The 20990-nt window shown below is 69.2% G+C and carries 16 protein-coding genes; all 16 read left to right on the top strand.

What is annotated here, in order from left to right; genetic code table 11:
* The first annotated feature begins 160 nt into the window (after window positions 1–160).
* Window positions 161–1846 (top strand): UDP-N-acetylmuramoyl-L-alanyl-D-glutamate--2,6-diaminopimelate ligase, encoded by a 1686-nt coding sequence (locus tag NMI01S_RS19165; protein ID WP_062999074.1) that lies wholly within the window; start codon window positions 161–163, stop codon window positions 1844–1846.
* Window positions 1843–3363, top strand: coding sequence for a UDP-N-acetylmuramoyl-tripeptide--D-alanyl-D-alanine ligase (locus NMI01S_RS19160; RefSeq protein WP_062999070.1), 1521 nt, complete (start codon window positions 1843–1845; stop codon window positions 3361–3363). Before NMI01S_RS19165 ends, NMI01S_RS19160 begins: the two co-directional genes overlap by 4 nt.
* Window positions 3360–4436: a phospho-N-acetylmuramoyl-pentapeptide-transferase gene (mraY, locus tag NMI01S_RS19155; protein ID WP_062999068.1), complete on the top strand. Its 1077-nt coding sequence runs from the start codon at window positions 3360–3362 to the stop codon at window positions 4434–4436. The genes NMI01S_RS19160 and mraY overlap by 4 nt, the downstream gene beginning before the upstream one ends.
* A gap of 48 nt (window positions 4437–4484) precedes the next feature.
* Complete coding sequence (murD, locus tag NMI01S_RS19150; protein ID WP_062999066.1) at window positions 4485–5948, top strand: UDP-N-acetylmuramoyl-L-alanine--D-glutamate ligase; 1464 nt, start codon at window positions 4485–4487, stop codon at window positions 5946–5948.
* Window positions 5945–7468, top strand: a complete 1524-nt coding sequence (gene ftsW, locus NMI01S_RS19145) for a putative lipid II flippase FtsW (RefSeq protein WP_084513078.1) — start codon at window positions 5945–5947, stop codon at window positions 7466–7468. The genes murD and ftsW overlap by 4 nt, the downstream gene beginning before the upstream one ends.
* Window positions 7465–8640: an undecaprenyldiphospho-muramoylpentapeptide beta-N-acetylglucosaminyltransferase gene (gene murG / locus NMI01S_RS19140; protein ID WP_062999064.1), complete on the top strand. Its 1176-nt coding sequence runs from the start codon at window positions 7465–7467 to the stop codon at window positions 8638–8640. Before ftsW ends, murG begins: the two co-directional genes overlap by 4 nt.
* 98 nt (window positions 8641–8738) lie before the next feature.
* Window positions 8739–10184, top strand: a complete 1446-nt coding sequence (murC, locus tag NMI01S_RS19135) for a UDP-N-acetylmuramate--L-alanine ligase (protein WP_062999837.1) — start codon at window positions 8739–8741, stop codon at window positions 10182–10184.
* A gap of 46 nt (window positions 10185–10230) precedes the next feature.
* A complete protein-coding gene (locus tag NMI01S_RS19130; protein WP_157126256.1) occupies window positions 10231–11016 on the top strand; it encodes a cell division protein FtsQ/DivIB in 786 nt (261 codons plus the stop codon).
* Window positions 11017–11440: 424 nt separating this feature from the next.
* Window positions 11441–12661, top strand: a complete 1221-nt coding sequence (gene ftsZ, locus NMI01S_RS19125) for a cell division protein FtsZ (RefSeq protein WP_062999062.1) — start codon at window positions 11441–11443, stop codon at window positions 12659–12661.
* 388 nt (window positions 12662–13049) lie between these two features.
* Window positions 13050–13775 carry a peptidoglycan editing factor PgeF gene (gene pgeF / locus NMI01S_RS19120; RefSeq protein WP_062999060.1) on the top strand — a complete coding sequence of 242 codons (726 nt, stop codon included), beginning with the start codon at window positions 13050–13052 and terminating at the stop codon, window positions 13773–13775.
* Window positions 13772–14542, top strand: coding sequence for a YggS family pyridoxal phosphate-dependent enzyme (locus NMI01S_RS19115; RefSeq protein ID WP_062999058.1), 771 nt, complete (start codon window positions 13772–13774; stop codon window positions 14540–14542). The genes pgeF and NMI01S_RS19115 overlap by 4 nt, the downstream gene beginning before the upstream one ends.
* 187 nt (window positions 14543–14729) lie before the next feature.
* A complete protein-coding gene (locus tag NMI01S_RS19110) occupies window positions 14730–15533 on the top strand; it encodes a cell division protein SepF (protein WP_062999057.1) in 804 nt (267 codons plus the stop codon).
* A 122-nt stretch (window positions 15534–15655) separates the two neighbouring features.
* Window positions 15656–15958: a YggT family protein gene (locus tag NMI01S_RS19105; protein ID WP_025348651.1), complete on the top strand. Its 303-nt coding sequence runs from the start codon at window positions 15656–15658 to the stop codon at window positions 15956–15958.
* A gap of 75 nt (window positions 15959–16033) precedes the next feature.
* Window positions 16034–16867, top strand: a complete 834-nt coding sequence (gene wag31 / locus NMI01S_RS19100) for a DivIVA-like cell division protein Wag31 (RefSeq protein ID WP_039777427.1) — start codon at window positions 16034–16036, stop codon at window positions 16865–16867.
* Between the two features lie 134 nt (window positions 16868–17001).
* A complete protein-coding gene (locus tag NMI01S_RS19095) occupies window positions 17002–17202 on the top strand; it encodes a hypothetical protein (protein ID WP_036500385.1) in 201 nt (66 codons plus the stop codon).
* Between the two features lie 309 nt (window positions 17203–17511).
* Entirely contained in the window at window positions 17512–20814 is a 3303-nt protein-coding gene (gene ileS / locus NMI01S_RS19090; RefSeq protein WP_062999055.1) for an isoleucine--tRNA ligase, read from the top strand.
* Window positions 20815–20990 lie beyond the last annotated feature (176 nt).

Below are 20990 nucleotides of genomic sequence, written 5' to 3'. Positions count from 1 at the left end.
GTTTCGGAAGCGTGGGTGTCCGTGTGCGGCCCGCCGCACGGGCGGGTGCGGGCGCGGTGAGGCCGGGGAGCCGGTGCGCGCGAGGCGGCCACGCTGCGTGGCCGCCGATCGTCCACAGGTAACCTGACTCCCCGACCCCGAATCTCGACCCGATGCACAGATGTGCGCCCACGAAAGGAGCCTGGTGCCCGTGCAGCCCAGCCCGCAGGTGCTTCGCCCCGCCGTTGCGTTGCCGACGCCGGTGCAGGCCGCTGCCGAACTGACCGGTGCGCGGCTGAACTCCGGCGACCCGGCCGGGATCGAGATCACCGGCATCGAACAGCGCTCGAACGCCGTGCAGCCCGGTGATCTGTTCGCCGGCCTGGCCGGTGCCAAGGCCCACGGCGCCCGCTTCGCCGCCGACGCCGTGGCACGTGGTGCGGTCGCTGTGTTCACCGACGCCGCCGGCGCCGAACTGATCGGCGACCTGGATGTGCCGGTCCTCGTGCACGACGACCCGCGTGCGGTGCTGGGTGAACTGTCGGCGGCGATCTACGGTCATCCGTCGCGGCGATTGCAGGTCATCGGCATCACCGGCACGTCGGGCAAGACCACCACCTCCTATCTGGTGGAGGCCGGACTGACCGCCGCCGGCCTGTCGACCGCGCTGATCGGCACGATCGAGACGCGGATCGCGCGGCGCGTCGATCCGGACCAGGCGGAGGGTGCGGCCGAGGCGAGCGGCGCCGTCGAGTACCGCCGGGTGCCCAGCGCGCTGACCACGCCGGAGGCGCCGCAGCTGCACGCGATGTTCGCGCTGATGGTGGAACAGGGTGTGCAGGCCGTGGTGATGGAGGTGTCCAGCCACGCGCTGGCGCTGGGCCGCGTGGACGGTGTGCACTTCTCCGTCGGCGCGTTCACGAACCTGTCGCAGGACCACCTGGACTTCCACGCCGATTTCGAGGACTATTTCGCCGCCAAGCGCCGGCTGTTCGTCCCGGATCCGGGGTCGCCGCAGCGGCAGGTCGCGGCCGACACCTGCGTGATCTGCGTGGACGACGCCTGGGGCCGGCGGCTGGCGCGGGAGGCGAGCGGGCGCGCCCGGGTCGTCACCGTGGCGACCGCGGACTGCCCGACCGGGGAGACCGAACCGGAATGGACGGTGACCGGCGCCGCCGCGCTGGCCGACGGCGGGCAGCAGTTCACCGCGATCGGGCCCGACGGCGAGATTCCGGCCCGGCTGCGCCTCCCCGGGCGCTACAACATCGCCAACGGCCTGCTCGCGATCGCGGTGTGCGCGGCGGCGGGTGTCGACGCGGCGGTGGCGGCCGCGGCGCTGGGCGAGGTGGATGTGCCCGGCCGGATGCAGCGGGTGAACGCGGGACAGGATTTCCTCGCCCTCGTCGACTACGCGCACAAGCCGGCCGCGGTGGAATCGGTGATCGCGACGCTGCGCCGGCATCTGCGGGACACCGGTGGCCGCCTGGCCGTGGTCGTGGGCGCCGGTGGCGATCGTGACGCCGGTAAGCGGCCGCTGATGGGCGCCACCGCGGCGCGCGGCGCGGAACTGCTGGTCATCACCGACGACAATCCGCGCACCGAGGATCCGGCCGAGATCCGCGCCGCGATTCGCGCGGGCGCACTGGGTATCGCCGAGGCCGAGCGCGGTGAGGTGCGCGAGATCGGCGATCGGGCCGCCGCCATCGCCGCGGCCGTGGATTGGGCACGGCCGGGGGATGTGGTGCTGGTGGCAGGTAAGGGACACGAGACCGGGCAGGAGATTGCGGGTGTGAAGTATCCGTTCGACGACCGTGAGGTGCTGGGACAGGCCCTGGAACGTAAAACGAAAGACCTGACGGTTTCATGATCGAAATGACTCTGCGGGAGATCGCCGAGATCGTCGGCGGCACGCTGCACGACGTGAGCGATCCCGCGGTAACGGTGACCGGTGCGGTCGAATTCGATTCGCGCCGAATCAATCCCGGCGACCTGTTCCTGGCGCTGCCGGGCGAGCACGTCGACGGGCACGACTACGCCGGCAAGGCCGTGGCCTCCGGTGCGGTGGCGGTGCTGGCGGCGCGTCCGGTCGGCGTACCGGCGATCGTGGTCGAACCGTTCGCCCCCGCCGCCGACGCGGCGGCGAACCGCTCCTATGTGCTGGCGCACGACACCGACGGCTCCGGCGCCGCCGTGCTGGCGGCGCTGGCCAAACTGGCGCGCGCGAGCGTGGACCGGCTGGCCGCCGCCGGCCTGAACGTGGTCGGGGTGACCGGTTCGGCCGGGAAGACCTCCACCAAGGACCTGCTGGCGCGCGTGCTCGCGCCGCTGGGCGCCGTGGTCGCCCCGCCCGGATCGTTCAACAACGAACTGGGCCATCCGTGGACGGCGCTGCGCGCGGGAGCCGACTCCCGCTTCCTGGTGCTGGAACTGTCCGCGCGCGGCCCGGGCCATATCAAGGCGCTGACCGATATCGCGCCCCCGCGGATCGGTGTGGTCCTCAACGTCGGCACCGCGCACCTGGGTGAGTTCGGCGGCCGCGATGCCATCGCGCAGGCCAAAGGCGAACTGGTGGAAGCGCTTCCGCCGACCGGCGTCGCGGTGCTCAACGCCGACGACCCCCGGGTGGCGGCGATGGCCGCCCGGACCCGGGCCCGGGTGGTGACCTTCGGTCAGGCGTCCGGCGCCGACGTGCGGGCCACCGACATCGTGCTCGACTCCGAAGCACGCGCACGGTTCACCTTGCACGCCAACGGTTCTCACGCCGAGGTGCATCTGGCGGTGTACGGCGAACACCAGATCTCGAACGCGTTGGCCGCGGCCGCCGTGGCGCTCGAATGCGGTGCGGATCTCGACACCGTGGCACAGGCACTGGCCGGCGCGACGGTCGATTCGGCGCACCGGATGGATGTGCGGACCCGGCCCGACGGGGTCACCGTCGTCGACGACTCCTACAACGCCAACCCGGATTCCATGCGCGCCGCCCTCAAGGCGCTGGTGTCGATGTCGCGCGCCGGCGGTACGCCGGATGCGCCGCGCGGCCGGCGCAGCTGGGCGGTCCTGGGCGAAATGGCCGAACTGGGCGAGGAATCGGTCGTCGAACACGACGGCATCGGCCGGCTCGCGGTGCGGCTGGACGTCGACCGGCTGATCGTGGTCGGCACCGGGCGCCCGGCCCGCGCGCTGCATCAGGGTGCGGTCATGGAAGGCTCGTGGGGCGAGGAATCGATCCTCGTACCCGATATCGAATCCGCGATCGCCCTGCTGGACAACGAGATCGCGGCCGGTGATGTGGTGCTGGTCAAGGCGTCGAACTCCGCCGGTCTGTGGGCGGTGGCGCAGCACGTGCTCGCATCGGGTGAGCAGGGCACGGAGGCAGCTGGATGAGGCAGATTCTGTTCGCGGCGGGGATCGCGCTGGCGGTATCGATCCTGCTGACGCCGCTGCTGATCCGCATGTTCGCGCGACGCGGATTCGGCCAGGAGATCCGCATCGACGGCCCCGAGAGTCATCAGGCCAAGCGCGGCACTCCGACCATGGGTGGTGTCGCGATCCTGATCGGCATGTGGGCCGGATATCTCGGCTCGCACCTGATCGGCATCGGCTATCACGCCGACGGGCCGTCGGCCTCGGGCCTGCTGGCGCTCGGCCTGGCCACCGCGCTGGGCGTGGTCGGCTTCATCGACGACTTCATCAAACTGCGCAAGCAGCGCAATCTGGGCCTGACCGCGGCCGGCAAGTACATCGGCCAACTCGGTTCGGCGGTGATCTTCGGGGTGCTCGCGCTGCAGTTCCGCGGCGCGGGCGGGCGGACTCCGGCCAGCCGGCATCTGTCGTACGTGCGCGAGATCAACACCGTCTCGATGAGCGTGATCATCTTCCTGGCGTTCGTCTGCCTGGTCGTGGTCGCGTGGTCGAACGCGGTGAATCTGACCGACGGCCTGGACGGCCTGGCCGCGGGGTCGATGAGCCTGGTGCTGGGCGCCTACGTGATCATCACGTTCTGGCAGTACTACCACGCCTGCGAATTCAAGGCCGAGGCCGGCTGCTACAACGTGCGCGATCCGCTGGATCTGGCGCTGGTGTGTGCCGCCGGCGCGGCGGCGTGTGTCGGATTCCTGTGGTGGAATGCGGCGCCCGCCAAGATCTTCATGGGCGATACCGGTTCGCTGGCCCTCGGTGGCCTGCTCGCCGGATTGTCGATCACCACCCGCACCGAACTGCTCATGGTCGTGATCGGCGCACTGTTCGTCGCCGAGACCGTGTCGGTGGTGCTGCAGGTGGCGGTGTTCCGGACCACTCGCAACCGGTTGTTCAAGATGGCGCCGTTCCATCACCATTTCGAGCTGAGCAAATGGGCGGAGACGACGGTCATCATCCGGTTCTGGCTGCTCGCCGGAATCGCGGCGGCGGTCGGTCTGGGCTTGTTCTACAGCGAATACCTCTCTCAGGTCGGGTAAGCAGCGATGGTCGAACATACTCCGCGGGCCCTGCGATCACCGGGTCCCATGCTCGAATTTCTGCGCGGCCGTGACGTTCTCGTCGCGGGATGGGGGGTGTCGGGCCGCTCGCTGATCGAGCCGCTGCGCGATATCGGCGCTCGTCCGGTGGTCACCGACGCCGGGGAGAAGGCGATGGCCGAGGCCGCCGAACTCGGCCTCGACACCGCCACCGGCGCCGCACTGCTCGAACCCGGTGCGCTGGAACGGTTCGCGCTGGTCATCACCAGCCCGGGCTGGCGACCGGATTCGCCGGTCCTGGTTTCCGCGGTCACCGAGGGCATTCCGGTCTGGGGCGATGTGGAATTCGCCTGGTGGGTGGATCAGGCGCGGCTCTACGGTCCCGTGCGCAAATGGCTGGTGATCACCGGAACCAACGGTAAGACCACCACCACCCAGATGACCCACGCCATCCTGCGCGCGGCCGGACTGCCCAGCGTCGCCTGCGGCAATATCGGACTGCCGATCCTGGACGCGCTGCGGCGCACCCCGGGTCCGCAGATCCTCGCGGTCGAGCTGTCGTCGTTCCAGCTGCACTGGGCGCCGTCGGTGCGCCCGGAGGCCGGTGTGGTGCTGAATGTGGCCGAGGATCATCTGGACTGGCACGGCGGCCTCGACGCCTACGCCGCCGCCAAGGCGCGAGCGCTCACCGGACGGGTGGGCGTGGTCGGACTCGACGACGCCGTGGCCGCCGCGCTGGCGCGAAAGTCCAAGGCGCGCCGCACCGTCGGCTTCCGGATCGGGGTGCCGGCCGACGGCGAACTCGGCGTTGTCGACGGCAAATTGCTGGACCGCGCCTTCACCAAGGCCGCGATTCTGGCCGAGGTCGGCGACATCAGCCCGCCCGGACCCGCCGGTGTCGCCGACGCGCTGGCCGCGGCCGCGCTGACCCGCGCCATCGACGTGGCCCCGCAGTTCGTCAAGGAGGGCTTGGCCGAGCACAAGGTGGGCCCGCATCGCGCCGCCTTCGTGCGGGAACTGGCCGGAGTCGGATTCGTCGACGATTCGAAGGCGACCAATCCGCACGCCGCGCGGTCGTCGATCCTGGCGCATCCGCAGGTGGTGTGGATCGCCGGTGGTCAGCTCAAGGGCGCCCATATCGACGATCTGGTCGAGGAGGTCGCCGAGCGTCTCGTCGCCGCGGTGGTCTTCGGTCAGGACGCGCCGGTCATCGCGGCGGCAATGGCGCGACACGCGCCGGATGTCCCGGTGGTCGAGCTCGGTTCGGGTGACGATGCACAGATGAGCGGGGAACCCTCCACGGCCTCTCTGGTCGCCGAGATCGACGGCGCCGACGCGGTGATGGCCCGCGCGGTACGCATCGCCGCCGGATACGCGGGGCGCGGTGACACCGTCCTGCTCGCCCCGGCCGCGGCCTCCCTGGACATGTTCGCCGACTACACCCACCGCGGTCGCAGTTTCGTGGCGGCGGTGCAGGCCCTGGACGAGAGAGATATCGGGAGCCAGCAGTGACGAAACCGGCGCGCAAGCCCGTGGGCACCTGGTTCGGTGCCTGGCTGGCGCGCCCGCTGGCCGATTTCCACCTGGTCGTCACCATCGCCACCCTGCTCACCGTGCTGGGGCTGGTGATGGTGCTGTCGGCCTCCAGTGTCGAGGCCTACGCCGACGGAGGTTCGGCCTATTCGCTGTTCATGCAGCAGGCGTTCTTCGCGGGACTGGGTGCGGCTTTGTTCTATGTGGCGCTGCGGATTCCGATGCGGGTGCTGCGGCAGCTGTCGTTCCCGCTGTTCGCGGCGTCGGTGCTGTTGCTGGTGCTGGTGCTGATTCCCGGAATCGGTTCGCAGGTCCAGGGTTCGCGCCGCTGGTTCGACCTCGGATTCGTCTCGGTGCAGCCGTCGGAGATCGTGAAGGTCACCCTGATCCTGTGGGGTGCGCACCTGCTGGCGACCCGCCGCAGCGACCAGAATGGGTACAAGGACATTCTGGTACCGCTGGTGCCGGCCGGTCTGCTGACCTGTCTGCTGATCGTGCTGGAGCCGAACCTGTCGACGACCATCGCGGTCGGCCTGGTGCTGGTCGCGCTGCTGTGGTTCGGCGGGTTGCCGGTGCGGCTGTTCGTGACCATCGCGGTCTCGGGCGCGGTGGCGGCGGGAATTCTGGCGCTGTCGGCCGGCTATCGATCCGATCGCATGCGCGCGTTCTTCAATCCCGGTGACGATCCGCAGGGCATCGGCTATCAGGCGCGGCAAGCGCTGTTCTCCCTCGCCGACGGCGGCATCTGGGGGCGCGGGCTCGGCCAGAGCCGGGCCAAGTGGAGTTATCTGCCCAACGCGCACAACGACTTCATCTTCGCCATCATCGGCGAGGAACTCGGATTTCTCGGATGTGCCCTCGTACTCGGGCTTTTCGCGCTGTTCGTCTTCCTCGGGTTGCGCATCGCCAGCCGGTCGGCCGATCCGTTTCTGCGATTGCTGACCGCGGCCGCGACCACCTGGATCACCGGGCAGGCGCTGATCAACATCGGCTACGTCGTGGGCTTGTTGCCGGTGACGGGCCTGCAGTTGCCGCTGGTGTCGGCCGGTGGTTCGTCGCTGGCGATCACGTTGATGATGTTCGGTCTGATCGCGAGCGCGGCCCGGCACGAACCCGAGGCGATCGCGGCGCTGAAGGCCGGTCAGGACGGGCGGTTCAGCCGGTTGCTGCGACTGCCGATCCCGGAAACCTACGCACCCGCTCGTGCGGGGCGAGCCCGCGCGGTCTCCGGCCCGCGACGGCGGGAACTGCCGCCCGCCCGCAAGCGGTCGGACAAATCCGGTCGGTCCCGCGGCGCGAGCGCGTCCCGCGGGGCCGCTCAGGCGCGGGGTGGGAGTGCGGCGATACCGCGGCGGTCGATAGATTCGGATTCGGCACGACGACGCAGCGCCGACGCCGGACGGCGGGAGGCGCGCGGAGCGTCGTCGTGGCGCACCACCCGGGCCTGGGAGCCCAGCTATCCGATGACACATGCGAGAGAACGAGGTAATTCGAGGTGACAACCGGCGAGAGCGGCGGCACGACGGGTTCCGGGCAACGGACGCTCTCGGTGATCGTCGCCGGTGGGGGCACGGCCGGGCATATCGAACCCGCGATGGCGGTCGCGGACGCACTGCGCCGGCTGGATCCCTCGATCCGGATCACCGCACTGGGCACCCAGCGCGGGCTGGAGACGACGCTGATTCCCGAACGCGGCTATCCGCTGGAGTTGATTCCGCCGGTGCCGCTGCCGCGTAAACCCACCGCCGATCTGCTGCGCCTGCCCGGCCGGGTCCGCGCCGCGGTGGCGCGGACCCGCGCGGTGATCGACGCCGTCGAGGCCGATGTGATCATCGGATTCGGCGGCTATGTCTCGGTGCCCGCCTACCTCGCGGCCGGCGGGGGAGTGCTGCGGCGCTCGCGCCGGGTGCCGCTGGTGGTGCACGAGGCCAATGTGAAGGCGGGGATCGCGAACAAGGTCGGCGCCCGGCGTGCGGCGCGGGTGCTCGCCGCCGTGCCGAATTCGGGAGTGCACGCGCGCGGGCGCGCCGATGCCGAGGTGGTCGGGATTCCGGTGCGCGCCTCGATCGCCACCCTGGACCGGGCCGGCCTGCGGACGCGGGCGCGCGAGCACTTCGGTCTGCCGCAACAGGGTCCGGTGCTGCTGGTCTTCGGTGGTTCCCAGGGCGCGCGCCGGTTGAACGAGGCGGTGTCCGGCGCTGCCGCGCAACTACTGGCGGCGGGCATCTCGGTACTGCACGCGCACGGACCCAAGAACACGCTCGATCTGGACGGCATCGACACCGAATCCGGCCGCGACGGCGCGAAATACGTTGCGGTGCCGTATCTGTCGCGGATGGATCTGGCCTATGCCGCCGCCGATGCCACGGTGTGCCGCTCGGGCGCGATGACCGTGGCCGAGGTGTCGGCGGTCGGTCTGCCGGCGTTCTACGTGCCGCTGCCGCACGGCAACGGCGAACAGGAGTTCAACGCCCGCCCGATCGTCGCGCAGGGCGGTGGCAGAATCGTCGCCGATGCGGAGATGACGCCGAAGTACGTGATGGACGAGGTGATCGCGCTGCTCACCGACCCGGCCGCGCTGACGAACATGTCGGTCGCCGCCGCCGGTGCCGGACATCGCGACGCCGCGGACACGGTGGCGCGAATCGTGCTGGAGGTGACCGGACGGTGACCGGAGGAAACGAGACGGCCGAAGTGGGAGCCGCGGACCCGGTGAATCACACCGGGCAGGCCCCCGCCGAACTGCCGGAGCTGTTGCGGCGGGTCCACATGGTCGGCATCGGCGGTGCCGGCATGTCGGGCATCGCGCGGATTCTGCTCGCCCGCGGCGGCGAGGTGTCGGGCTCGGACGCCAAGGAGAGCCGCGGCGTGCTGGCATTGCGGGCGCGCGGGGCCCAGGTCCGCATCGGCCACGACGCGAGTGCGCTGGATCTGCTGGAGGGCGGCCCCAGCGCGGTGGTGACCACTTACGCCGCCATCCCCAAGACGAATCCCGAACTGGTCGAGGCGAATCGGCGCGGTGTGCCGGTGCTGATGCGCCCCACGGTCCTCGCCGAACTGATGCGCGGCCACCACACGCTGCTGGTGTCGGGCACCCACGGCAAGACCTCCACCACCTCGATGCTGGTCGTGGCGTTGCAGCACTGCGGTTTCGATCCGTCGTTCGCCGTCGGCGGTGAACTGAACGAGGCCGGGACGAACGCGCATCACGGCACCGGCGGCTATTTCGTGGCCGAGGCCGACGAGTCGGACGGCTCGCTGCTGCAATACGATCCGGACGTCGCGGTGGTCACCAACATCGAATCCGATCATCTGGATTTCTTCGGCACCGACGAGGCCTACGTCCAGGTGTTCGACGATTTCGTGGCGCGGCTGGTCCCCGGCGGACTGCTCGTGGTCTGCCTGGACGATCCCGGCTCGCTGGCACTGGCCCGCCGGGTCGCCGAGCGGGTCGCGGCCGGGGAACTCGACATCCGGCTGGCCGGCTACGGCTCGACGGAGACGGCCGACGCGCCGGTGCCGATGCGGGCTCGGCTGGTGAGCTGGGAACCGCGCGACGTGGGCGGTGTGGCCACGGTGCACTTGGGCGACGAACCCGCCCCGCGCACGCTGCGCCTGTCGGTGCCCGGCCGCCATATGGCTCTCAACGCCTTGGCCGCACTGCTCGCCGCCCGCGATGCCGGGGCCGATGTGGACGAACTCATGCAGGGCCTGGAGGGATTCGGTGGCGTGCACCGCCGCTTCCAGTTCGTGGGCCGCGAGAACGGGGTGCGGGTCTTCGACGACTACGCCCACCACCCGACCGAGGTGCGAGCCGTACTGGGGGCTGCGGCCGAACTGGTCCGCCAGGAGGCGGCCGACGGCGCCCGCTCCCGGCAGGGCCGGGTGATCGTGGTGTTCCAGCCGCACTTGTACAGCCGCACGGCGACCTTCGCCGAGGAATTCGGCGCGGCGCTGTCGCTGGCCGACGAGGTCGTGGTCCTCGATGTCTACGGCGCGCGCGAGAAGCCGCTGCCCGGGGTCAACGGCGCGCTGGTGGCGCAGGCGGTCACCAAACCCGTGCACTACCAACCGGATATGTCGCGGGTGGGCCGGCAGGCCGCGAGCCTGGCCCGCGCGGGCGATGTGGTGATCACCATGGGCGCCGGCGACGTGACGATGCTTGGCGGGCAGATTCTGGACGGACTGCGGGTGCGCCCGTCGACGGGGCGGTGAGCACGGCGCCCCCGCCCGGCGGTGCCGGCCGGAGAGGGAGGTGGAGATGACACGCCGCGGGACGATCGAGGACATCGATCCGGACGCCGAGGCCGAATTCGCCCCGGACGGCGACGAAGGCGACGATCGCATCCACCGGCCCGGGGCCCGCGCGCGGCTGCCCTTCGACGGCCGGTGGCGGTCGATCCTGTTGTGGGGCGCGCCGATCGTGGTCGTGGTGATCGTGCTGCTGGTGGTTGCCTACTTCACCCCTGCGCTGTCGGTGCGCACCGTGCAGGTCGAGGGTGTGTCGACGGTGCCCGAACAGGATGTCCGCGCGGTGCTGCAGATCCCCGACGGCCGCTCCGTGCTGCGCATCGACACCGACGCGATCGCGCGCCGGGTGGCGTCGCTGCCGAAGGTGCGGTCGGCGCGGGTGCAGCGGGTGCTTCCCTCCACAGTGCGGGTCACGGTGGACGAGCGCTCGGCCGTGGTGTTCTTCGACAGTCCGCAGGGCCCCCATCTGCTCGACGCCGACAGCGTCGAATTCGCGATCGAACCGCCGCCGCCCGGCGTCGCGAAACTGGTCACCGGCCATCCCGGCAGCGCCGACCCGGTGACCCGCGCCGCGGTCGCGGTCCTCGACGCCGCGCCGCCGGCGCTTCGCGCCCAGGTGGGAGAGGTTGTGGCGCGGACGGTTTCGGATATCGAACTGAAGCTGCGCGACGACCGTACGGTGGTCTGGGGCGGTCCGGACGACTCGGAACGCAAAGCCGCGGTGGTCCTTCCGGTGCTGACGCGCCCGGGAACGGTATTCGACGTTTCGAGTCCCGATCTGGTAACGGTAAGATAGTGACACTCGTTGTGCCGTTGCGGTTTTCGACCGGCGGCCGGGAGTCGATGGCCGTGCGTGATGGCCGTGGCGCCTGGGCCCGTCCGGGTGCCGCGGTCGCGTGCGGGGCCGGAGAATCCGCGGTCGTGCGGATATCGAGACCCGATCTCGATGTCTGTGGCGGCCGTTCGCGATACCATGCCCGACGGGCTCGGACGAGACGGATCACACAAGATTCTGCCCCTCGTGTCGGCGCGCCTGCGCACGGATCGCGGCGGGTGCGAATAGCGTTCCGCACCAGTCGGATACTTGACATAACGCCAACCCTATGGTTCAGGTTTAGGGTTCGTCCGAGTGAAAACCCGGGTGGACCGGGGACCTCGAATCGGCGCTCTGCCGAGAATCCGAAAACGACAGGCTTTGGATCGAAGGAAGGCGAGAGCCCATGACGCCCCCGCACAACTACCTTGCAGTGATCAAGGTCGTCGGTATCGGCGGCGGCGGCGTGAACGCCGTCAACCGAATGATCGAACAGGGACTCAAGGGAGTCGAGTTCATCGCCGTCAACACCGACGCCCAGGCACTGCTGATGAGTGATGCGGACGTCAAGCTCGACGTCGGCCGCGAACTCACCCGCGGTCTCGGCGCCGGCGCGGATCCCGAGGTGGGCCGCAAGGCCGCCGAGGACCACAAGGACGAGATCGAAGAGGTGCTCAAGGGCGCCGACATGGTCTTCGTGACGGCCGGCGAGGGCGGCGGCACCGGTACCGGTGGCGCGCCCGTGGTGGCCTCGATCGCCCGCAAGCTGGGCGCCCTGACCATAGGTGTGGTGACGCGGCCGTTCTCCTTCGAGGGCAAGCGCCGCAGCAACCAGGCCGAAGCCGGTATCCAGGCGCTGCGCGAATCCTGCGACACCCTCATCGTCATCCCGAACGACCGGCTGCTGCAGCTCGGCGACGCGGCGGTGAGCCTGATGGACGCCTTCCGCTCCGCCGACGAGGTGCTGCTCAACGGTGTCCAGGGCATCACCGACCTGATCACCACCCCGGGTCTGATCAACGTCGACTTCGCCGACGTCAAGAGCGTCATGTCCGGCGCGGGTTCGGCGTTGATGGGCATCGGCTCCTCGCGCGGTGAGGGACGATCCGTGAAAGCCGCGGAGGCGGCGATCAATTCGCCGCTGCTGGAGGCGTCGATGGACGGTGCGCACGGCGTGCTGTTGTCGATCGCCGGTGGATCGGATCTCGGTCTGTTCGAGATCAACGAGGCCGCCTCACTGGTGCAGGAGGCCGCGCACATCGAGGCCAACATCATCTTCGGTACGGTGATCGACGATTCGCTCGGCGACGAGGTCCGGGTCACGGTGATCGCCGCCGGCTTCGACGGTGGCACCCCGGCCCGGCGCATCGAACCGGCGGGCAGGACGAATATCGGCGCGGGCCGAGCCGGTGACATCGGCCAGTCCACGACCCGCCGCGATTTCGGCAGCACCCGTCAGTCCGAGCCCGAGCGTCCGGCCGATCCGACGCCGGCCCGCGGCCCGGCCCCGTCCTACGAACCGCGCCCGGCCACCGAGCCGACCATCGCGCACAACAGCCGTTCGCACATCCAGATGCCGGACGAGGACACCGACGACGTCGACGTCCCCGATTTCATGCGCCGGTAGCAGACGCCGATCTCGCTGCCCCCTCCGACGTTTTCGGAGGGGGCAGCGGCGTTCGCGGCCCGGGGAGGCCGACCGAAACCCCGTGTGCCACCCCCATTCCGGCGGTCCGGCACCGCGCGGGCGGTCTGGTGTAGGTCCGGATGCCGCCGGCGATGTCCATGGCGACGATGTGTGATACCGGACACCGCGAGGGAAGGCATCGCACCCGGCGGTGGTGAACGCGGCGATCTCGGGTGGCGGCATTGTCGTGTGCATGAACTCGCACGCCGTGGGTACTTCGGCGGTCATGCTCGCGTTGTGCCCCGTTCCGCCGCCTCGCCACATCCGTTCCGGATCACTCGGCGGCGGGCTCGACTCCGAACCGGCGCGGCCTATTAATCTCGGAGATATGACACAGGCTTCGGTTCGGACGCGACGGGTGACGACCACGCGGGCCGGTGGGTTCTCGGCGGCGCCCTTCGACTCGTTCAACCTGGGCGACCATGTCGGCGACGATCCGGAAGCGGTGCGGCGCAACAGGATACGTCTCGCCGAGGGCATCGGCCTGCCGCCCGGCCGCCTGGTGTGGATGGAACAGGTGCACAGCCGCAACGTCGAGATCGTCGACGGCCCGCGTGCCGAACCGGTACCGGTGACCGACGCGCTCGTCACCACCGTGCCGAATCTCGCGCTGGTGGTGCTGACCGCCGATTGCGTCCCCCTGCTGATGTCCGACGACGAGGCCGGGGTGATCGCGGCGGTGCACGCCGGACGCGTCGGCGCCCGCATCGGAATCGTCCCGAAGGTCCTCGAGGCGATGATCTCGGTCGGCGCCCAGCCGCACCGCATCGGCGCCTTCCTCGGCCCGGCCGCCGCTGGCGAGGACTACGAGGTGCCCGCCGCCATGCGCGACGACGTCGAGGCCCATCTGCCCGGCAGCGCCACCACGACCCGGCGCGGTACGCCTGGGCTGGATCTGCGAGCCGGAATCCGTCGTCAGCTGGAAGCGGCCGGGGTCGGCGCGGTCGCGGTCGATCCACGCTCCACCATCTCCGACGCCACTCTGTTCAGCCACCGCCGCGGCGCGCCCACCGGCCGCATCGCCGGGGTGATCTGGATGGAGGAGAACCGGTGAACCACGCCGAATCCGGGCTCGGCACAACCGAATCCGGGCCGGGCGCGCCGCAGTCCCGTGAGGCCGGACTCGCCGCCGCGCTCACCCGCCTGGAACACCGCATCGACGCCGCGTGCCGCGCTGCCGGGCGCGATCGTGACACCGTCCGGTTGCTGCCGGTGACCAAATACTTCCCGGCCTCCGACGTGGAGATCCTGTATCGGCTCGGGCGCCGGGAATTCGGTGAATCGCGGGAACAGGAGGCCTCCGCGAAGGTGGCCTCATTAGGACATCTGGCGCAGATGCGCTGGCACATGATCGGCCGACTGCAGCGCAACAAGGCGAAATCGGTTGTGCGCTGGGCCGATACGGTGCACTCGGTGGATTCGGAGCGTCTGGTGAGGGCCCTTGACACCGCCACGGCGGCCGCACGTGCGGAGGGAGCGCGCTCGGATCCGCTGCGTGTGCTACTGCAAGTGAGCCTGGATCGCGATCCGGCGCGCGGCGGCGTCGTCCCGGATGATCTCCCGATGCTGGCCGATCAGGTCGCGAAATCCGAGAATCTGCAGCTCGCGGGCCTGATGGCGATTCCGCCGCTGGGCGCGGAGCCGGACGCGGCGTTCGCCGAACTGGCCGGTCTGCACCGCACGCTGCTGGCCGCGCATCCGGGCGCGACCGAATTGTCGGCGGGCATGTCGGGCGACCTGGAGGTCGCCATTCGACACGGGTCTACCTGCGTGCGTGTCGGTACTGCTCTCATGGGCGAACGACCGATAACCTCGCAGTAGCAAAGAAACCTCATCAGTCACATTCGAAACATATGCTTGGGGCTGACGAGGACTGAGCAGGACTTCAACACCCCAGGTCAGTCGGGGCCGTAGGAAGGTCGACCAGGATGAGCGAGCGTAGCGAGCGAGACATCAGCGCAGCCACGAGCATGCTCGTGCTGGAGCCCAGCGTTAGTGAGGTGGGAGCATGAGTACGCTGCACAGGTTCAAGGCCTACTTCGGCATGGTCCCGCTCGAGGAATACGAGGACGACTACGTCGACGACCGTGGCCCTCGGGGTATCGACGACCGTGGCCCGCTGGGGGCGGACGACCGCGGCGCGCGCCGCTCGCGTTTCGGCGACGATCCGTACGACGCCGGGCGCTCGCGTTTCGGTGACGACCGCTTCGCCGATGATCCGGGCTACCCGGAGCCGGCGTACAAGGCGCCCTATCAGCCCGGCTACACGGTGCCGCGCCGCTCGGAGTTCGCCGACGAGTCCTACTCCGACGACCGCTACGAGCCCCTGCGCCGCCCGACCCGGATCGAATCCGCACCCTCGGGCCGCTCGCGCGGACTCGGCGGTGGCACTCCGATGGTGCGTGGCACCACGCACGGTGCGCTGGCGGTCGATCCCGAGGCCGAACGCCGGATGGAAGAGCGGCGGATGGAGGAGCGCGCCCGGTTCGAGCCGGCTCCGCGCCGCGCCCCCGTCTTCGAGGACGGAGGACCGTTGTCCAAGATCACGACACTGCGTCCGCGCACCTATGCCGAGGCCGCGATCATCGGTGAGCGTTTCCGTGACGGTACGCCCGTCATCATGGACCTGGTCGAGATGAGCAACGCCGACGCGCGCCGCCTGGTGGATTTCGCCGCCGGACTGGCCTTCGCGCTGCGTGGTTCGTTCGACAAGGTGGCCACCAAGGTGTTCCTGCTCTCACCGTCGGATGTCGATGTATCGGCCGAGGAGCGGCGGCGCATCGCCGAAAACGGCTTCTACAACCAGAAATAACCCCGAACCGGGTGCCGCGCGCGGCGGCGGCCCCGGTCGGGTGAGCCGCTACGGGGGGAAATGACGCCGAATGCACGGCGCGGGGAGTTTGCAGGACACCGAATCTGAGGCAAAGTGGACAGGTGGCCTTGTTTCAGGTGCTGTATGTACTCCTGTTCCTCTTCTGGCTGTTGCTGATCAGCCGAGTGATCGTGGAGTTCATCCGCAGCTTTGCGCGCGACTGGCATCCGCGGGGGTTCGTCGCCGTCGTTCTGGAGGCGATCTTCACGATCACCGATCCGCCGGTGAAACTGCTGAGGCGCCTGATACCTCCCGTGAACTTGGGAGGAATTCGCCTGGATCTGTCGATTATGGTCCTGCTTTTCATCGTGTTCATTCTCATGTCCATCGTCAGCAGGCTCGGGCAGCCGATAGCTCCGGTGTGACAGAATGGGCCGAGAAGAAGAGCTTGCTAGAAGATCTACGTTAGATCTCCGTACGAAGCGCGAAGGGATCCTTCCATGCCGCTGACTCCAGCCGATGTGCACAACGTCGCGTTCAGCAAACCGCCGATCGGGAAGCGCGGCTACAACGAGGATGAAGTCGACGCCTTCCTCGACTTGGTCGAACAGGAGCTCTCGCGCCTCATCGAGGAGAATGCGGACCTGCGCCAGCGGGTTGCTGAGCTGGATGCCGAATTGGCGGATGCCAAGAAGTCGCGTCCCGCGCCGCAGGCGGTGAAACCCGCTCCGCCGCAACCGGAACCGCCGAAGCCCGCGCCCGTGGCGCCGCCGGTGCCGGTGCCGGCCCCCGCGCCGGTGGCCCCCAAGGACAATTCCGCCGCGGATGCGAATCTGCAGGCCGCGAAGGTGCTGAGCCTGGCGCAGGAGATGGCCGACCGGCTCACCACCGACGCCAAGGCCGAGGCCGAACAGCTGCTCTCCAACGCCCGGGCGAATTCCGAGCGAATGGTCAGTGAAGCGCAGACCCGCTCGGACGCGATGGTCGGCGAGGCGCGGCAGAAGGCCGACTCGCTGCTTTCGGACGCGCAGACCCGTTCCGACAGCCAGCTTCGCCAGGCCAAGGAGAAGGCCGACGCCCTGCAGGCCGACGCCGAGCGCAAGCACACCGAGATCATGGCCACCATCACCCAGCAGCGCAGCGTGCTGGAGAGCCGCATCGAGCAGCTGAAGACCTTCGAGCGCGAGTACCGGGTGCGGCTGAAGTCCTACCTGGAATCGCAGCTCGAGGAGCTGGAGAACCGCGGTTCGGCCGTGCCGGTCGACGGTGGCGAGGCCTTCGAGGCGGTATCGAACAGCCATGGTCCGGCGTCGTTCGCCAAGGGTGGCAAGTAGCTCGTCCCGGGTGCCCGCCACCCCGCCGATACGACGGGGTCCGGCGTCGCATGCCGCTGTGTGGTCGTAGTTCTGCCGAGCCGCCAGGCCCCTCCGGGGCGACGCGGCCCGCCCTGCCCGCCTAGGGGGTGACCATGCTCGTTCTGACGCTCGTCCTGGCCGCGATCGGCTTCGCCCTGCTGGTGACGGCGTTGACCACCGGATCGGTGATCTGGGCGTGGGGTTGCATCGTCGTCTGCGTGATCGGTGCGGTCCTGCTGCTGGTCAGCGCGCTGGCCATGCGGGAACCCGAGGAAGGCCCGCAATCACGTCCCGGCCGTCACGCCAAACGCTGAGCGGGCACGGTGAACAGGGCGGCAACAGGGCACGGAAATAACGTTGCCCGCACTGGCTACAATCAAACCTGTAGATCGGCAGTGATCCGGCCATCACCGGGGAGCCTTCGGAAGAACGGCGCCACAGGCGCCCAGTAGAACCGAACGGGTGAGCCCGTCACAGCTCGCAACGAGAGGTCCGCCCGCCGGAACATCCGGCCCGGACAAGCGGGGTGGTACCGCGGCAGCGGCGCACAGGCGCCGAGGTCGTCCCCGTGCCCACCGACTGCGCCGAACGCGCGCACTGGCACGAGGGAGACCACAGCCGCCATGGCGGACGAGACATCCACCCGCAACGCCTATCCCCGCGTCGACTTCAGCGATGCGGACGCCGGCTCGCGGCAGGGCGCGAGCGTGTCGTTCCCGGAGCTCGAGCGCCGGGTGCTGGACTACTGGGCCGCCGACGACACCTTCCGTGCCAGCATCGACAACCGTGCTGTGTCTTCTTCGGCGTCCGCGGGCCCCTCCGGGGTTACGCAGGCCGCCGCCTCCGGGCCCGTCGCTACCGCCCGGGAGAACTGCGACGAGTTCGTCTTCTACGACGGCCCGCCGTTCGCCAACGGTTTGCCGCATTACGGACATCTGCTCACCGGATATGTGAAGGATTTGGTTCCACGGTTCCAGACGATGCGCGGTAAGCGTGTCGAACGGCGCTTCGGTTGGGACACACACGGATTGCCCGCGGAAATCGAAGCGGAGAAGCAACTCGGTATCACGGACAAATCACAGATCGACGCGATGGGCCTCGCGGAATTCAATGCCGCGTGTAAATCCTCTGTGCTTCGTTACACCAATCAGTGGCGTGACTATGTGACACGCCAAGCACGGTGGGTCGACTTCGACAACGACTACAAGACCCTCGATCTCGACTTCATGGAGTCGGTGATGTGGGCGTTCAAGTCGCTGTACGACAAAGGGCTTGTCTACCAAGGCTTCCGGGTGCTGCCCTACAGCTGGTACGAGCAGACGCCGCTGTCGAATCAGGAGGCGCGCCTCGACGACGCCTACCGGATGCGCCAGGATCCGGCGGTCACCGTCGACATGCTGCTCGAGGTCGCGCCCGATCATCCGCTGGGCGAACTCGACGGCGCCAACGCGTTGATCTGGACCACCACGCCGTGGACCCTGCCGTCGAACCTGGCGATCGCGGTCCACCCGGACATCACCTACGCCCACGTGCGCGGCAAGGACGGCAAGCGGTACGTGCTGGCCGCCGAGCGAGTCTCGCACTACGCCCGCGAACTCGGCACCGCCGACGACGGACTCGAGGTGCTCTCGGAGCATGCGGGCGCGGCGCTCGCGGGCCTGCGCTATCGGCCCCCGTTCGACTTCTTCCTCGGCCACCCCAACGCGCATCGCGTGCTGAACGCCGACTACGTGACCACCGACTCCGGAACCGGCGTGGTGCATCTGGCGCCCGCGTTCGGTGAGGAGGACATGGATGTCGCCTCCGCCAACGGTATCGAGGTGGTGCAGCCGCTCGACGCCGGCGGCAAGTTCACCTCGATGGTGCCGCCGTACGAGGGCCTGATGGTCTTCGACGCCAATCCGGTCATCATCAAGGACCTCAAGGCCGCCGGAAAGCTGTTGCGGCACGAGACGATCGAGCACTCCTACCCGCACAGCTGGCGTTCCGGCCAGCCGCTGATCTACATGGCGGTGCCCTCGTGGTTCGTGGCGGTGACGAAGTTCCGCGACCGCATGGTGGAGCTGAACCAGCAGATCACCTGGGTGCCCGAGCACATCCGCGACGGCCAGTTCGGTAAGTGGCTCGAGAACGCACGCGACTGGAACATCAGCCGCAACCGGTACTGGGGTGCGCCGATCCCGGTGTGGATCTCCGACGATCCGGCCTATCCGCGCGTCGACGTGTACGGCTCGCTGGACGAGCTGGAACGCGACTTCGGCGTACGCCCGGCGGATCTGCACCGGCCGGGCATCGACGAGCTGGTGCGCCCGAACCCCGACGACCCCACCGGGAAGTCGATGATGCGGCGTACCCCCGAGGTGCTCGACTGCTGGTTCGAGTCGGGGTCGATGCCGTACGCGCAGGTGCACTACCCGTTCGAGAACAAGGAATGGTTCGACGGCGGAGCCGTCACATCGAACACTGCGGGCACGTCCGTTGCTCGAGCGCACAGTCCCGGTGACTTCATCGTCGAGTACAACGGGCAGACGCGGGGATGGTTCTACAACCTGCATGTCCTCTCGACCGCGCTGTTCGACCGGTCGGCGTTCAAATCCGTTGTGGCGCACGGCATCGTGCTCGGCGACGACGGGTTGAAGATGTCCAAGTCCAAGGGCAACTACCCCGACGTCAACGAGGTGTTCGACCGCGACGGCTCCGATGCCATGCGCTGGTTCCTCATGGCGTCGCCGGTGCTGCGCGGCGGCAACCTGATCGTCACCGAACGCGGGATCCGCGAAGGGGTGAGCCACGCGCTGCGGCCGCTGTGGAACGCGTGGACGTTCCTGCAGCTCTACGCCTCGAAGCCTGGTGTGTGGCGGACGGATTCGGCGCATGTGCTCGATCGCTACATCCTCGCCAAACTGGCCGCGGCCCGCGATGTGATGACCGAGGCGCTCGAGGTCTACGACATCGCCACCGCCTGCGACGAACTGCGTTCGTTCGCCGACGCGCTCACCAATTGGTATGTGCGCCGGTCGCGTTCGCGGTTCTGGGAGGAGGACCGCGACGCGATCGACACCCTGCACACCGTGCTGGAGGTCACCTGCCGGCTGGCCGCGCCGCTGCTGCCACTGATCACCGAGGTGATCTGGCGCGGGCTGACGGGGGAGCGGTCGGTACATCTGACCGACTGGCCGGGCGATACCGAACTGCCGCGCGATCCGGAGTTGGTGTCGGCGATGGACGAGGTGCGTTCGGTGTGCTCGACGGTGTTGAGCCTGCGCAAGGCGCAGAACCTGCGGGTGCGGCTGCCGCTGTCCGAGGTCACCATCGCCGCGCCCGATGCGGAGCGGCTGCGTCCGTTCACCGATCTCGTCGCCGACGAGGTGAACGTCAAGAAGGTGGACCTGACCACCGATGTGGCCGCGCACGGCCGGTTCGAACTGGTCGTCAACGCCCGCGCCGCCGGTCCGCGGCTGGGCAAGGACGTCCAGGGCGTGATCAAGGCGGTGAAGGCCGGCCAGTGGCGCGAGGACGACGGGGTGGTCACCGCGCTGGTGGCCGGCCACGACGACGGCATCGCGCTGCTGCCCGAGGAGTACACCCAGCGTCTGGTGGCGGCCGAACCCGAGTCCACCGCCGCCCTGCCCGGCAATGCCGGCCTGGTGGTGCTGAATTCGGAGGTCACCGAGGAACTCGAGGCCGAGGGCTGGGCCCGCGACCTGATCCGCGATCTGCAGGAGACCCGCAAGTCGCTGGGTCTCGACGTCTCCGATCGCATCACGGTGGTGCTCGAGGTGCCGCAGGAGCGCGCCGAGTGGGCGCGCACCCACCGCGACCTCATCGCGGGGGAAATCCTCGCCACCGAGTTGAGCTTCGCGCCCGCGGGCGCCGAGGCGGCCGATGTGGTCGGCGGTGTGCGCGCCGCGATCACCAAGGCCTGAAGCACGCGAATCCCGAAACGAGCCCGGTCCGCTGTGTCGGACCGGGCTCGTTCGGCACTGTCCGATCCTTCGCCCGCCTCGGCAGCTGCGCGGGCACCACGCGGGCGGCGCCGACGGAGCCGTATGAGCTTCGATCGGGTCACCGCATCGGCTCGGCTCGGGACCTTCCGCGTCCG

Origin of the sequence: Nocardia mikamii NBRC 108933 (assembly GCF_001613505.1) — a bacterium.
GTDB classification, from domain to species: domain Bacteria; phylum Actinomycetota; class Actinomycetes; order Mycobacteriales; family Mycobacteriaceae; genus Nocardia; species Nocardia mikamii.
Note: the sequence above shows the minus strand (reverse complement) of the source record. Positions and strands in the feature narration are given on the sequence as shown.